9 protein-coding genes, 2 tRNA genes, 3 rRNA genes and 1 pseudogene are annotated in these 14,675 nt (G+C 39.9%); 7 read left to right on the top strand and 8 right to left on the bottom strand.

The annotated features are described in order from the left end of the window. Positions 1-213 precede the first annotated feature (213 nt). From FYC62_RS07190 to rrf, 5 genes are all read left to right on the top strand, one after another. Positions 214-1,735, top strand: a 16S ribosomal RNA gene (locus tag FYC62_RS07190). 116 nt (positions 1,736-1,851) lie between these two features. Continuing rightward, positions 1,852-1,925, top strand: a tRNA-Ile gene (locus tag FYC62_RS07185). 88 nt (positions 1,926-2,013) lie between these two features. Next, positions 2,014-2,087: transfer RNA gene (locus FYC62_RS07180), tRNA-Ala, on the top strand. A 130-nt stretch (positions 2,088-2,217) separates the two neighbouring features. Continuing rightward, positions 2,218-5,092: ribosomal RNA gene (locus FYC62_RS07175) — 23S ribosomal RNA — on the top strand. Between the two features lie 157 nt (positions 5,093-5,249). Next, a 5S ribosomal RNA gene (gene rrf / locus FYC62_RS07170) occupies positions 5,250-5,361 on the top strand. The 16S, 23S and 5S rRNA genes sit together here with 2 tRNA genes alongside, the layout of an rRNA operon. Positions 5,362-5,616: 255 nt before the next feature. Here rrf and istB read toward each other — a convergent pair. Both istB and istA read right to left on the bottom strand, forming a co-directional pair. Continuing rightward, a complete protein-coding gene (gene istB / locus FYC62_RS07165) occupies positions 5,617-6,366 on the bottom strand; it encodes an IS21-like element helper ATPase IstB (protein WP_039454396.1) in 750 nt (249 codons plus the stop codon). An 11-nt stretch (positions 6,367-6,377) separates the two neighbouring features. Continuing rightward, positions 6,378-7,928 carry an IS21 family transposase gene (istA, locus tag FYC62_RS07160; RefSeq protein WP_149074466.1) on the bottom strand — a complete coding sequence of 517 codons (1,551 nt, stop codon included), beginning with the start codon at positions 7,926-7,928 and terminating at the stop codon, positions 6,378-6,380. A gap of 158 nt (positions 7,929-8,086) precedes the next feature. On the opposite strand from istA, the pseudogene FYC62_RS18245 reads away from it, so the two are divergent. Beyond that, positions 8,087-8,194 (top strand): annotated as a pseudogene (locus FYC62_RS18245) (IS982 family transposase); the annotation flags it as partial. 162 nt (positions 8,195-8,356) lie between these two features. Here the strand turns inward: FYC62_RS18245 and clpB are convergent. From clpB to pyrE, 3 genes are all read right to left on the bottom strand, one after another. Further along, on the bottom strand, positions 8,357-10,954 hold the full coding sequence (gene clpB, locus FYC62_RS07155; protein ID WP_149074465.1) for an ATP-dependent chaperone ClpB: 2,598 nt from the start codon (positions 10,952-10,954) through the stop codon (positions 8,357-8,359). A gap of 198 nt (positions 10,955-11,152) precedes the next feature. Then, a complete protein-coding gene (locus tag FYC62_RS07150; protein ID WP_039448446.1) occupies positions 11,153-11,548 on the bottom strand; it encodes a hypothetical protein in 396 nt (131 codons plus the stop codon). Next, positions 11,535-12,206: an orotate phosphoribosyltransferase gene (gene pyrE, locus FYC62_RS07145; RefSeq protein WP_149074464.1), complete on the bottom strand. Its 672-nt coding sequence runs from the start codon at positions 12,204-12,206 to the stop codon at positions 11,535-11,537. The genes FYC62_RS07150 and pyrE overlap by 14 nt, the downstream gene beginning before the upstream one ends. Here pyrE and FYC62_RS07140 point away from each other — a divergent pair. Next, positions 12,205-12,807: an NUDIX hydrolase gene (locus FYC62_RS07140; RefSeq protein WP_149074463.1), complete on the top strand. Its 603-nt coding sequence runs from the start codon at positions 12,205-12,207 to the stop codon at positions 12,805-12,807. The genes pyrE and FYC62_RS07140 overlap by 2 nt on opposite strands. Here the strand turns inward: FYC62_RS07140 and coaD are convergent. Genes coaD through FYC62_RS07125 form a run of 3 tightly spaced genes read right to left on the bottom strand, consistent with a single transcriptional unit; the run spans position 12,793 to position 14,614 of the window. Next, positions 12,793-13,272, bottom strand: a complete 480-nt coding sequence (coaD, locus tag FYC62_RS07135) for a pantetheine-phosphate adenylyltransferase (RefSeq protein WP_149074462.1) — start codon at positions 13,270-13,272, stop codon at positions 12,793-12,795. The genes FYC62_RS07140 and coaD overlap by 15 nt on opposite strands. Positions 13,273-13,283: 11 nt before the next feature. After that, positions 13,284-13,817, bottom strand: a complete 534-nt coding sequence (rsmD, locus tag FYC62_RS07130; protein WP_149074461.1) for a 16S rRNA (guanine(966)-N(2))-methyltransferase RsmD — start codon at positions 13,815-13,817, stop codon at positions 13,284-13,286. After that, positions 13,808-14,614, bottom strand: coding sequence for a DUF3822 family protein (locus FYC62_RS07125; protein WP_149074460.1), 807 nt, complete (start codon positions 14,612-14,614; stop codon positions 13,808-13,810). Before FYC62_RS07125 ends, rsmD begins: the two co-directional genes overlap by 10 nt. Between the last annotated feature and the right edge of the window lie 61 nt (positions 14,615-14,675).

Genomic DNA, 14,675 nt, shown 5'->3' with positions numbered 1-14,675 from the left:
AAAGAGTTACAGCGATTGTAATTTTAAGGCAAGACAAAATAGAAATACTAAGTAGATAAGTAATTATCGAAATAGGAATAAAAGCTGATCCGAGATGGTGAGGCGCAAAAGTTCTTTAAAAAGATATCATATAACGTAGCGACACTGAGAGATCAGTAACCTAGAGACGGAAGAAAACAAATATTAACGAAAGTTAGTATCAAACTACATTATACAATGGAGAGTTTGATCCTGGCTCAGGATGAACGCTAGCGGCAGGCCTAATACATGCAAGTCGAACGGGATTGAGGAGCTTGCTTTTCATGAGAGTGGCGAACGGGTGCGTAACGCGTATGCAACCTACCTTCATCAGGGGGATAGCCCGGAGAAATTCGGATTAACACCGCATAAAAACATAGTACGGCATCGTACAATGTTCAAATATTCATAGGATGAGGATGGGCATGCGTGTCATTAGCTAGTTGGTAAGGTAACGGCTTACCAAGGCGACGATGACTAGGGGATCTGAGAGGATGACCCCCCACACTGGTACTGAGACACGGACCAGACTCCTACGGGAGGCAGCAGTAAGGAATATTGGTCAATGGAGGCAACTCTGAACCAGCCATGCCGCGTGCAGGAAGACGGCCCTATGGGTTGTAAACTGCTTTTATACGGGAATAAACCTTGATTCGTGAATCGAGCTGAATGTACCGTAAGAATAAGGATCGGCTAACTCCGTGCCAGCAGCCGCGGTAATACGGAGGATCCAAGCGTTATCCGGATTTATTGGGTTTAAAGGGAGCGTAGGCGGCCATTTAAGTCAGAGGTGAAAACTTGCAGCTCAACTGTAAGCTTGCCTTTGATACTGAGTGGCTTGAATAAACTTGAGGTAGGCGGAATGTGACAAGTAGCGGTGAAATGCATAGATATGTCACAGAACACCAATTGCGAAGGCAGCTTACTAAGGTTTAATTGACGCTGAGGCTCGAAAGCGTGGGGATCAAACAGGATTAGATACCCTGGTAGTCCACGCCCTAAACGATGATAACTCGATGTTGGCGATATACAGTCAGCGTCCAAGCGAAAGCGTTAAGTTATCCACCTGGGGAGTACGCCCGCAAGGGTGAAACTCAAAGGAATTGACGGGGGCCCGCACAAGCGGAGGAGCATGTGGTTTAATTCGATGATACGCGAGGAACCTTACCCGGGCTTGAAAGTTAGTGAATGAATCAGAGATGATTCAGTGGTTTACCACACGAAACTAGGTGCTGCATGGCTGTCGTCAGCTCGTGCCGTGAGGTGTTGGGTTAAGTCCCGCAACGAGCGCAACCCCTATGTTTAGTTGCCAGCACATAATGGTGGGGACTCTAAACAGACTGCCTGTGCAAACAGAGAGGAAGGATGGGACGACGTCAAGTCATCATGGCCCTTACGTCCGGGGCTACACACGTGCTACAATGGATGGTACAGAGGGCAGCTACTTAGCGATAAGATGCCAATCTCAAAAAGCCATTCACAGTTCGGATCGGGGTCTGCAACTCGACCCCGTGAAGTTGGATTCGCTAGTAATCGCGTATCAGCAATGACGCGGTGAATACGTTCCCGGGCCTTGTACACACCGCCCGTCAAGCCATGGAAGTTGGGGGTGCCTAAAGTCCGTAACCGTAAGGAGCGGCCTAGGGTAAAACCGATAACTGGGGCTAAGTCGTAACAAGGTAGCCGTACCGGAAGGTGCGGCTGGAATACCTCCTTTCTAGAGAAGTCGAAAGGTTTTTAAGTTGTTACGTTATATGTATATTTTTTTATAAAAGGAAATGAACCTGAAGAGATGAGAATCGGTGGTTCTACCGATGAGGTAAGGGGATAGAAAGTCTCGTAGCTCAGTTGGTTAGAGCACTACACTGATAATGTAGGGGTCAGCAGTTCAAATCTGCTCGAGACTACAAGAGAGAAGTTAAAGAGTTAAGATAAGAGTCTATGTAATAGACTTTAAATAACTGTAAAGACGATAACTCAAAAAACATCTTTAAAGGGGGATTAGCTCAGCTGGCTAGAGCACCTGCCTTGCACGCAGGGGGTCAACGGTTCGAATCCGTTATTCTCCACGTTTAAGTAAAAGTAGCATACGCAATGTAAACTACAGCTTAAAAAAGTTCTTTGACATATTGGAAGAAGTTATTGAAAGAGAAGACAACAGGTAGAGACATCTACGCTTGTATGTAATCATACAAGAAAAAGAAAGTAAATAAGAGCACACGGGGATGCCTAGGCTCTCAGAGGCGATGAAGGACGTGATAAGCTGCGATAAGCTTCGGGTATTGGCACATACGAATTAATCCGAAGATTTCCGAATGGGGCAACCTAACTAGTTGAAGACTAGTTGCAATAGCGCAAACCTGCCGAACTGAAACATCTAAGTAAGCAGAGGAAGAGAAAATAATAATGATTTCCTGAGTAGTGGCGAGCGAAAGGGAAAGAGCCCAAACCAGTTATGTTACGGCATAACTGGGGTTGTAGGACCACAACATGAAGATTAGCATGAAGTCGAACAGGATGGGAAGCCTGGCCATAGCGCATGATAGCTGCGTAGACGTAAGTAATAATTAGATAGTGGAATCCTGAGTACCGCGAGGTCGGAGACGCCTTGTGGGAAACTGCCAGCACCATCTGGTAAGGCTAAATACTCCTGAGAGACCGATAGTGAACTAGTACCGTGAGGGAAAGGTGAAAAGAACCGCGAATAGCGGAGTGAAATAGAACCTGAAACCGTGTGCTTACAAGCGGTCGGAGCAGACAAGTTCTGTGACGGCGTGCCTTTTGCATAATGAGCCTACGAGTTACTCCTCTCTGGCAAGGTTAAGTGGTTAAGCCACGGAGCCGAAGCGAAAGCGAGTCTGAATAGGGCGTACAGTCAGAGGGGGTAGACGCGAAACCTTGTGATCTACCCATGGACAGGTTGAAGGTGCCGTAACAGGTACTGGAGGACCGAACCGATAAACGTTGAAAAGTTTCCGGATGATCTGTGGGTAGGGGTGAAAGGCTAATCAAACTGGGAAATAGCTCGTACTCCCCGAAATGTTTTTAGGAACAGCGTGGTGGTAAAGTTTAACAGAGGTAGAGCTACTGATTGGGTGCGGGGGAGTCAAATCCTACCAAATCCAGACAAACTCCGAATGCTGATTAAATATACACTGCAGTGAGGCGCGGGGTGCTAAGGTCACGCGCCGAGAGGGAAAGAACCCAGACCATCAGCTAAGGTCCCCAAGTATATACTAAGTTGAACTAACGAGGTCCGATTGCATAGACAGCTAGGATGTTGGCTTGGAAGCAGCCATTCATTTAAAGAGTGCGTAACAGCTCACTAGTCGAGCGATCGGGCATGGATAATAAACGGGCATTAAGTATATCACCGAAGCTATGGGATTGAAATATATCGGTAGGGGAGCATTCTATATGCAGCGAAGATATCTGGTAATGGGTGTTGGAGCGTATAGAAAAGCAAATGTAGGCATAAGTAACGATAAGGCGGGAGAGAAACCCGCCCACCGAAAGACTAAGGTTTCCTGATCAACGCTAATCGGATCAGGGTTAGTCGGGACCTAAGGCGCATCCGAAGGGAGAAAGCCGATGGACAATGGGTTAATAATCCCATACTTTTTATAACTGCGATGAGGTGACGGAGTAGTGACACTGCCGCGAACTGACGGAATAGTTCGTTGAAAGGCGTAGGTATAGGACTGGTAGGCAAATCCGCCGGTCTTGCTGAACCCCAATAGTACTGAGAGCCTTCGGGCAATTAGATAGAGCAGGTAATCAGACTTCCAAGAAAACCCTCTAAGCATCAGGTTATAAAAACCCGTACCGTAAACCGACACAGGTAGTCGAGAAGAGAATTCTAAGGTGCTCGAGTGAATCATGGCTAAGGAACTCGGCAAAATGGCCCTGTAACTTCGGGAGAAGGGGCGCCTCTAGCAATAGAGGCCGCAGTGAAAAGGCCCAGGCGACTGTTTAACAAAAACACATGGCTTTGCAAAATCGAAAGATGAGGTATAAGGCCTGACACCTGCCCGGTGCTGGAAGGTTAAGAGGGGATGTCATTCAGCAATGGAGAAGCATTGAATCGAAGCCCCAGTAAACGGCGGCCGTAACTATAACGGTCCTAAGGTAGCGAAATTCCTTGTCGGGTAAGTTCCGACCTGCACGAATGGTGTAACGATCTGGGCGCTGTCTCAGCCATGAGCTCGGTGAAATTGTGGTCCCGGTGAAGACGCCGGGTACCCGCAACGGGACGGAAAGACCCCATGAACCTTCACTACAATTTAACATTGACATTGGGTACAGGATGTGTAGGATAGGTGGGAGGCTGTGATCTGGGTTCGCTAGGATTCAGTTAGCCAACGTTGAAATACCACCCTTTCTGTATTCGGTGTCTAATCCGACTGAGTCGGAGACATTGTTTGATGGGTAGTTTGACTGGGGTGGTCGCCTCCAAAAGGGTAACGGAGGCTTTCAAAGGTATGCTCAGTACGCTTGGTAACCGTACGTGGAGTGCAATAGCAAAAGCATGCTTGACTGTGAGGCCAACAAGCCGATCAGGGTCGAAAGACGGATATAGTGATCCGGTGGTTCTGCATGGAAGGGCCATCGCTCAAAGGATAAAAGGTACTCTGGGGATAACAGGCTGATCTCCCCCAAGAGCTCATATCGACGGGGAGGTTTGGCACCTCGATGTCGGCTCGTCACATCCTGGGGCTGGAGAAGGTCCCAAGGGTTCGGCTGTTCGCCGATTAAAGTGGCACGCGAGCTGGGTTCAGAACGTCGCGAGACAGTTCGGTCCCTATCTGTTGTGGGCGTTGGAAATTTGAGTGGGGCTGACCTTAGTACGAGAGGACCGGGTTGGACTGACCTCTAGTGAATCTGTTGTTCCGCCAGGGGCATTGCAGAGTAGCTACGTCGGGAATAGATAAGCGCTGAAAGCATCTAAGTGCGAAACTAGCCACAAGATGAGATTTCCATTGAGGATCGTGGAAGATGACCACGTTGATAGGCTATAGATGTAAAGGTGGTAACATCAAAGTCGAGTAGTACTAATTATCCGATACTTTCCAGAAACAGATAGATAAAAATCAAACTGTTGTTTTCTCGAACAATATCTTCTTTCAATAATATGTCATTGTTGTATGTTTTGAGTTATAAGTAATAGGTTAAAAGTTGATAAACTGATAACTAGCAACTATTAACTGAGAAACGAATCAACATAAAGATATTCAGGTGTCTATATCGATGGTGTCCACCTCTTCCCATTCCGAACAGAGAAGTTAAGCCCATCAGAGCCAATGGTACTGCAGTAAAATGTGGGAGAGTAGGTCGATGCCGACTTTTATTAATCAATAAACTAAAAAGCTCTTGATAGAAATGTCAAGAGCTTTTTGCTTTTATTGAGGATTTTTTAAGATTTGAAAATATCTGCAAGCTCCAGCATACTCGTCATCGTTCTATCAATAACTTCTTGAGTGTATATTCCGATGAAAATGACCATGTAATTCCGTGGCAAACTGACCAGTGATTAAGCTGGCGAAGAGGGTTGAAAGATGCCTTATGATCTTCGATAAAAGTAATAATTATTTTAAAGATTTATGAGTGATTTTTTAGTGGTTCCTGATTTCTTTTTTTTCTCATCGATTCCCCCTGTAGCTCCATTCTATGCGCATCATGTACGATACGATCCAGGATTGCATCGGCAATGGTTTTCTCACCGATAAGTTCATGCCATTTGCCGACAGGAAGCTGGGAAGTGATGATCATAGAGGATTTCCCATGCCTGTCCTCAATGATTTCCATCAGTGCTGCCCGGTTTTGGGCATCAAAGGGCTGGATACCAAAGTCATCGAGTATCAGTAACTGTTGCCTTTCTATTTTAAGGATTTCCTTACTATAGGATCCATCAGCCTTGGCCATCTTCAATTTAGCGAATAATTTAGGAGTGCTTGCATAAAGTACTCTATAGCCTGAAAAGCAGGCCTGGTGTCCAATGGCTGAGGCCACATAGCTCTTTCCGATACCGGTGCTTCCGGTAATCAGCAGGTTTTCATTGCGGTCGATAAAGCTACATTCGGCAAGGCGCATCAGCTGGTTCCTGTCGATATTTCGCTCTATATAGTGCTTTATCTCCTCTATGGTTGCTTTATAGCGGAAGCGGGCATACAATAACTGTCGTTCTATACGTCTGTTCTGCCGGTAATCCCATTCGGCTTCCAATAGGTGGGCCAATAACTCATCGCCAGTATAACCATCAGTCTGCCCGCTCTCCAGGCTGCTTTTGAAAGCGTGGAACATGCCGAAGAATTTCATCGACCTCATTTTTTCTAAAGTGTTGGTGTTCATATATTATTTGTTTATTGATAATAATCTTCTCCCCTAATATTTTCATGGCTGGGCATGGGCAGTTCATCCGCAAAAAGATTATCCTGGTAACTGTCCATCTTGTTTTCCAGTATAGATTGTATGGTCTTATAGTTGTATATTCCATAGCCCAACGCCCTTCTGCAGGCCATCTGAAGCCGCTCGTTCCCTACTTTTCTGGAAAAGCTGAGTATTCCTACACAGGATTTATAAGCTTGTTCGGGATGTTGTTTACGTTCCAGTATTTTTAGGATATATAGCCTTACATCCTCATGGATGGAGGAGGCCCAGCCCAGAAACTTCTCCGGTGTCCATTCTGCCACAAACCTGTGCGAGGTGGCCATGTGGTCCTTGTCGGTGCTATAATTGTACGGGCTTTTGATACGTTTATGTATCGCTATACGCTCGTAATGGAAGAAAGCCTCTACTGTGGATCTGGAATATAACAGCTTTATCTTCTTCCCGATAAAGCGGTATGGCACACTATAATAATGTTTGTCTATGCCTAGGCAGACGTGGCCGTTCTTCATTACCGTAGCGTAACATTGTTTTTTGAGTTCGTAGGGAATCAGAGGGAGGGTAGAAAGGGCTCCCCGTTCTATCTCTTCAAACTGTAGGCGCCGGCTGTAGTTACGACCTTTCAATAATTGGTTGTTATGTTCTTCCAGGCTTATCTTTATTGCGGCATTCAAGGATTCGATGGAGTGGAAAACCATCTTCCTCAAAGGAGCATAGACACGGGAATAGATGATCTTGACGGCTCCTTCTACCAAAGCCTTATCGCGGGGTTTATAGGCCCTGGCAGGCAATATTGTGGTGCCATAATGGTCGGCAAAATCTGAAAAGGCCTCGTTCAGCAGAGGTTCATAACGGCTGCTCTTGGTCACTGCCGCTTTCAGGTTGTCCGGCACAATAGCTCCCGGCACCCCTCCGATATAATGGAAGGCATGGTCACAGGCCATGATGAAGTCCTCTTTCTGCTGGGTTGCTACCGCCTCTACATAAGTGAGCTGGCTGGCGCCAAGGATAGCGACGAATACCTCTACTAGGATCACTTCGCCGGTTTCCTCATTTACATAACTCAGCTTCTGGCCGGCAAAATCAACATACAGCATATCGCCTGCCTTATGGTCCATATGCATTACCGGGTTCACACGAGACTTCCATTGCTTATAATAGAGACAGAACTGGCTGTAACGGTAGCCTTGGGGGAATTCTTTCAGGTAAGCCTCCCATAACATTTGTCGGTTTACCCCTGTACGCTTGAGTTCTTTGTCCATAGCAGGGAAACATCGTTGAAGGGCTTGCATACGAGAACTAGGGGGCTGCTCCCTGCTTTTTCCAAAAAGGTCTTCCAGTTCCTTGTCATTAAGGGCGTTTACCTCATCAAAGTTAAAGCCTCCCTGATTGAAGGCAGAAATGTATTTCCTTACCGTATTACGGGAACAACCGCTCTGTACCGTAATGGACATGATGCTGCGCCCCTGATGGGACATCCTGAGGATTTGTCTTATCTTATTCATGCTGATTGTCGTATTTGCCATTTCTGAGATGTTAATCCCCCAAAAATAGGCTTGATCTTACAGCATCTTTCAACGTCCTTACCTGGTCAGTTTCCAGCGGAATACACTGGTCAGTTTCTAACGGAATGACTGGTCAAGTTAAATCGGAATAGGGTGGTCAACTTCATCGGAATCTCCACTTGATGAATACTATGGGGGTGCTTTGTGCTTATCATTTCTTCCCTAAAAAACCTTCTCTTAATATTATTTTTGAAGATCACGATAAACAACTCCTTTTAGCTGCTTAAACCGAACTCACGTTATTTAGTAATAAAATAATATTATAGCTTTGGAATATTCTTTATCATACTTAAGTAGCACTTTATTGAAAGGTAATTAATTCAGTAGATATAAAAAAGCTGCCCCAGTTTATTTTGAGGCAGCCTATAGGTATTTAAATTTTAATATTCTTATTTATTGGTATTAATAAAGACAAATTGCTTATCAAGTACATCTAGTTTAATTTCACTTTCTTTATTCACTGTACCTGAAAGTATTTGTTTTGATAACTCATTAAGAATCTTCTTTTGAATAACTCTCTTTAAAGGTCTAGCTCCGAATTGTGGATCGTAACCTAGTTGAGATAACCAATCTAATGCTTCTTCTGTTGCTGTAATTTGAATTCCCATTTCAATTAGCATTTTCTGAAGTCCGGTAAATTGTAGCTTTACAATATCTTTAATTTCATCTCTGTTTAAAGGTGTAAACATGATTACTTCATCAATTCTATTTAAAAACTCTGGCCTAATAGTTTTTTTTAAGATATCAAATACTTCATTTTTTGTTTTGGCTATGATTTCATCTCTGTTAACTTCATTAAGTAGTTCGAAGTTCTCTTGAATATGATGTGACCCTATATTAGAAGTCATAATGATAATGGTATTCTTAAAGTTTACGATACGGCCTTTATTATCTGTTAATCTTCCATCATCAAGAACTTGAAGTAGTATATTGAAAACATCAGGATGTGCTTTTTCAATTTCATCTAATAATATAACTGAATAGGGTTTTCTTCTTACAGCTTCTGTTAACTGGCCACCTTCATCATAACCAACATATCCTGGAGGAGCACCAATTAATCTGGATACAGCATGTCTTTCTTGGTACTCACTCATATCAATCCTTACCATAGCTTGGTCATCATTAAATAGAAACTCAGCTAAAGCTTTGGCTAACTCTGTTTTACCAACACCAGTGGTACCTAGGAAAATAAAGGAACCAATTGGTTTTTTCTGATCACTTAAACCAGCTCTAGATCTCCTGATTGCATCAGAAATAGCTTCAATAGCTTCTTGCTGACCTGCTACACGTTTATGTAGCTCTTCTTCTAAGTGCAAAAGTTTTTCTCTTTCGCTGGATACAAGCTTAGTAACGGGTATACCTGTCCAACGAGCTACAACACCAGCAACATCGTCTGCTGTTACTTCTTCTTTTAGCATTCTACTATCAGCAGTTTTACTGCTCAGTTCGTCTTTTAGTTTTTCAACTTTATCTTGAGCTTCTTTAATTCTTCCATATCTTATTTCTGCAACTTTACCATAATCTCCAGCTCTTTCTGCTTGTTCTGCTTCAAGTTTAAAGTTTTCGATATTTTGTAGATTATTATTTATAGCATCTACTAAATCTTTTTCACCTTGCCATTTAGCTTTAAGTTCGTCTCTTTCTGCACTTAAGTTACTTATTTCCTGAGTTAGGTCTTTAACTTTAGCATCGTCATTTTCTCTTTTTATGGCTTCTCTCTCTATTTCTAGCTGCATGATTTTACGGTCTAACTCGTCTACAGCTTCTGGAACAGAATCCATCTCTAAACGTAGTTTAGAAGCTGCTTCATCCATTAAATCAATAGCTTTATCTGGTAAGAAGCGATCTGAAATATATCGCTGAGAAAGCTCTACTGCTGCAATAATAGCTTCATCTTTAATTCTGACTTTATGGTGAGTTTCATAACGTTCTTTTAATCCTCTAAGAATAGAAATAGCATCTTGAGTATCTGGTTCATCTACCATCACTTTTTGAAATCTACGTTCTAAAGCTTTATCTCTTTCAAGATATTTTTGATACTCGTTTAGAGTAGTTGCTCCTATTGCTCTTAGCTCACCTCTAGCTAAAGCAGGTTTAAGGATATTTGCAGCGTCCATAGCACCTTCACCTCCTCCGGCTCCAACAAGTGTATGAATCTCATCAATAAAGAGAATAATCTCTCCATCGCTATCTGTAACCTCTTTTACCACGGCTTTTAAGCGCTCCTCAAACTCCCCTTTGTATTTAGCACCAGCCACTAATGCTCCCATATCTAATGAAAATACAGTTTTAGATTTAAGATTCTCTGGAACGTCGCCTTTAATAATTCTAAATGCAATTCCTTCTGCAATAGCAGTTTTACCAACACCGGGTTCTCCAATTAAGATAGGATTATTCTTAGTTCTTCTAGATAAGATTTGAATAACTCTTCTAATTTCTTCATCTCTGCCAATTACAGGGTCTAATTTGCCAGATTCTGCATAATCATTTAGGTTACGGGCATATTTGTTTAAAGCGTTATAAGTAGCTTCGGCATTTTGGTCTGTTACTTTAGCATCACCTCTTAAATCTTTAATAGCTTTTTTTAAATCTTTCTCGTTAACTCCTTGATCTTTTAAAAATGAAGCTGTTTTATCTCCTATAGCTAATAAACCTAGTAGAATATGCTCTACAGAAACAAATTCATCTTTAAATTCTTTTAAATAAGATTGAGCTTTTTGTAAGGCACTATTTGTACCAGATGAAAGATAAATATTTGAGCCACTTACTTTAGGGAAGCTTTGGATTTGCTCATCTAAAGACTCATTTAATCTGTTAATATTAACATTAAGTTTTTTGAGTAGAAAGCCTACTACATTTTCATCAACTGATAGTAAGCCTTTTAAAATGTGAGCGCTTTCTATAGCTTGTTGTTGAAAACCTTGAGTGATTTCAGAAGCTTTTTGTATGGCTTCTTGAGCTTTTATTGTATAATTATTGAAATTCATGATTAATTCCCTCCGGAAGTTATATATCAAAAAGATATCCAGAGTAAGATTGAGGATTAAATCATGAAAAAATGTCTTTTATAATTTTTTAAAGGGACAATATGGCTGATTTTGAGAGAGGAAGATGTAATTATAGCAGGATTTAAATTAAAAAAGCGCTGATTAGGCGCTTTTAATTTCTCTAAATTAGATGATTATTCATCCTAATTTATTTTTTAATGCTTCTATTTGGAAATCTGTAAGTTTTTGAAGAGGGCCGCTTGCAAGCATTTTCATCATCATATTTAATTCCGCAGATATGGTTAATATTGCTTGCGTTTGTTGGTTAACCTCTACAAATGACCATTCAAGATTTAGAGCTATTGGAGCTTCTTCTGCAGGTACAATAGTAATTTTTTGGTTAAGAACTCTACTTTCTACTTTTAATACAAGTTTTGCCATATTTTGGATGGTGAAACGAGCCTCATCTTTACTAGAAGACCAATTATAAATATTTTCTGGCATCAATACCTGATGATTATTTAAATCTTCAAGAAATTGATATACTTCTGAAACACTTTTGTTTATTAGTGTTTTATTTTCAAATATTGTCATCTGCTGTATTGGTTAATTGTTTACCCCAAGCTGCTGGATTTTTTCTCCATTCTTCTAATAAATCAACATCCGAAGTAGGGAATAAATTATGTTCTGAAGCATATTTTAATAAAGCTGTATAGTTAGAAAGGGTAGCGAACCGGCATTTAGCTTGCTGGAAATTTTCTGTAGCCGTATCTAAACCATAAGTGAAGATGGCAACTAAGCCTGCAACATCATATCCTGCATCTCTTAAAGCTTGAATGGCTTGTAAGCTGCTTTTTCCAGTTGAAATTAAATCTTCAATTACTACTACTCTTTGCCCTTCATTAATTTCTCCTTCAATTAAGCTTTGCCTACCGTGTTCTTTTGCTTTAGAACGTACATAAATAAACGGTAAGCCTAATTCTTGCGCAACTAATGCACCTTGTGGTATGCCAGCTGTAGCAACACCGGCAATAGCACCTACTGAACCAAATTCTTCTTGAATAAGCTCAGAAAGTTTTTGTCTGATATAAGTTCTAATTGCTGGATAAGATAGTGTTACCCTGTTATCACAGTATATTGGTGATTTCCAACCTGAGGCCCAAGTAAAAGGATTAGTAGGTTGTAATTTAATTGCTTTAATTTGCAACAAAAATTCAGCAATTTTCTGTTCGATTTCACTTTTGTTGTACATGGCTCAAAAATACAATATTTATATAAACCAAAAGGCGCTAATTATAACTTCCATCAGGCCTAATGATGGTTTTGATTGTCAAATACTTGATGTTCAAGGCTTTGAATTTGAAAAATTTTATAAGTCTTTATCAAAAAATCCGCAAGCAATATTTTATCTAGTTACTAATGAACCTAAAGCTGTTTTTAAAACGGTAAAAAACTCATTACGTATTATTGAGGCTGCTGGCGGTTTAGTGAAAAGTAATGAGCATAAATATCTTTTTATCAAAAGAAATGGGCGATGGGATTTACCAAAAGGTAAGTTAGAGGAAGGTGAGCGTAAAAGAGATGCAGCTGTAAGAGAGGTTGAGGAGGAGTGTGGTATTGTTGTAAAGAAGATAGGTAAAAAACTAACTAAAACTTATCACGTTTACGAAATAAAAGGTAAACCTGTATTAAAGATTTCTCATTGGTATGATATGAGTAGTAAATCTAACCAGAAACTTATACCACAAATAGAAGAGGGCATTACAGATGTAAAATGGATTGCTAAAAAAGATTGGAATCTTGTTAAAGCAAATACTTATCCCTCTATTTTAGATGTTTTAGCCATTGCTTAAGGCAGGGAGAAATTGAAGAGCTTCTGCTGGTACAAATTGGCTTACATCGCCACCATATCTTAGAATATCTCTTACTATGGTAGAACTAATAGAAGAATAGCCAGGTTTACTTAAAATAAATATAGATTCTATATTGGGTATTAAGGCATGGTTCATTTGAGCTATGGCTTTTTCATATTCAAAATCAGAAACTGTTCTGATGCCTCTAATCATGTAAGAAGCTCCAATTTTTTGACAAAAATTGACTGTTAAGCCTTCGTAAGAAATAACTTCAATTTTAGGTTCCGATTTAAAAACCGCTTTTAACATCTCTAATCTTTTATCAGCTTCCATTAAAGGTTTCTTATTGCTGTTTAAGCCTATACCTACATATACTTTATCAAAAAGAGATATAGATCTTTTTAAAATATCTACATGTGCTTTTGTGATGGGGTCAAATGAACCTGGGAATAGGGCAATTTTCATGGTTTTGGATATTAGTTTGTGAAAAAGCTAAAAGCAGAGTAACCGTATTTTCTTTTATCTGTAAAATTAGGATGATTTGATAAGTTGTGCATGCTTTGATGTTCTATAATTAAAACTCCACCAGGTTTTAAAAGTTTCTTATCAAATACAATTTTCGCTATTTCTGGTATGTTGGTTAAATCATACGGAGGGTCTGCGAAAATTAAATCAAATTGTTGAGTTTCTGTATTTAGAAATTTAAAAACATCGCTTTTAAAAGCTTTAATTTGATGGAGGTTTAACTCTTTACTAGTAGCTTTTAAATAGCCGTAGCAACCAAAATCTCTATCAACAGAAATAATTTCTTGAGCACCTCTAGAGGCAAATTCTAAGGAGATATTACCAGTACCACTAAATAAGTCTAAAATTTTTAAATCGCTAATTTCTAGCTGATTCTCTAAAATATTAAATAAAGCTTCTTTCGCTATGTCTGTAGTTGGTCTAACAGGAAGCTTTTTCGGCGGATTTAATCTTATTCCTTTTAGTGTACCCCCAATTATTCGCATAAAGAAAGACTTAAAAGAGAAAAAAATTGATGCATTGGTTTTTCTGTAAAGTTTTCATCAGCATCTATAAAAGGTAAAGTATCAACAAGAGCGCAATCTGTAAACAATTGGTCTATCTCTTTAAAATAAGTACTTTCTGTTTGTATATTTCCACTTAGCCTAATACTTGTTTCTTTAGCATTTATTTCTTTTTCTTGCAAAACAAGCATAATAAAATACTTTAACTCTTCTTTGTTTTTGATTTCGAAGATGTTGTAAAAAAACAATTCACCATTTTTTAAAATTAGTATTTCTAAATGTTCTTTTTTGAAGTTTAAGAACATTTCTGGATGTAAAGTTTTTGCAGCTATTTGTGTTGCTCCTACATAAATAGGTAAGAATTGTGGGAAGTATACAGGATTTTCGAAAGAAGCATTTACAGCTTTTAACTGCGTGTTTTTAAATGTGTAAACAGAGCGAATGTCAATTTTATTAATAAGACACTCGAATATACTTTCATGTTGTTCGTCAAAATTTATGAAAGCTTTTAATTTATGAGCTAAAGCTTGATTAAAATAAATCTCTGGTAAAAAAGTGAAAGATTTTGTTGTTAGAGAAACCTTTAGTTGAGCAAAATTTGTCTTAAACAAATCATGATCATCAGAAAACTTAGCAGATGAATGGTGGCCTATAAGTTTAACCGATTGGTTTTGTACAATAGCATATTTATAGCCAGTTTCATCAACTTCTAAAAGCAATTGTTGAAGATTTGAGTCTTCGGGTGTAAAATCTGACGATTTAATGATAATATCTTCCATTATTAACAAAAGTAAAATTTTTAATCAATCTATGAGTTCAAAATTTTTATCAAATTTGAAG

Source organism: Pedobacter aquae, assembly GCF_008195825.1.
Classification (GTDB): Bacteria; Bacteroidota; Bacteroidia; order Sphingobacteriales; family Sphingobacteriaceae; genus Pseudopedobacter; species Pseudopedobacter aquae.
The sequence above is the reverse complement of the archived record's forward strand: the minus strand, read 5'-3'. Positions and strand labels throughout refer to the sequence as shown.

What these genes read in the sequence shown, in the direction of transcription:
- coaD (WP_149074462.1), bottom strand. Translation starts at nt 13,272, where the DNA reads ATGAAAATTGCCCTATTCCCAGGTTCATTTGACCCCATCACAAAAGCA.
- FYC62_RS07125 (WP_149074460.1), bottom strand. Translation starts at nt 14,614, where the DNA reads ATGGAAGATATTATCATTAAATCGTCAGATTTTACACCCGAAGACTCA.
- FYC62_RS07140 (WP_149074463.1), top strand. Translation starts at nt 12,205, where the DNA reads ATGGCTCAAAAATACAATATTTATATAAACCAAAAGGCGCTAATTATA.
- rsmD (WP_149074461.1), bottom strand. Translation starts at nt 13,817, where the DNA reads ATGCGAATAATTGGGGGTACACTAAAAGGAATAAGATTAAATCCGCCG.
- istB (WP_039454396.1), bottom strand. Translation starts at nt 6,366, where the DNA reads ATGAACACCAACACTTTAGAAAAAATGAGGTCGATGAAATTCTTCGGC.
- clpB (WP_149074465.1), bottom strand. Translation starts at nt 10,954, where the DNA reads ATGAATTTCAATAATTATACAATAAAAGCTCAAGAAGCCATACAAAAA.
- pyrE (WP_149074464.1), bottom strand. Translation starts at nt 12,206, where the DNA reads ATGTACAACAAAAGTGAAATCGAACAGAAAATTGCTGAATTTTTGTTG.
- istA (WP_149074466.1), bottom strand. Translation starts at nt 7,928, where the DNA reads ATGGCAAATACGACAATCAGCATGAATAAGATAAGACAAATCCTCAGG.
- FYC62_RS07150 (WP_039448446.1), bottom strand. Translation starts at nt 11,548, where the DNA reads ATGACAATATTTGAAAATAAAACACTAATAAACAAAAGTGTTTCAGAA.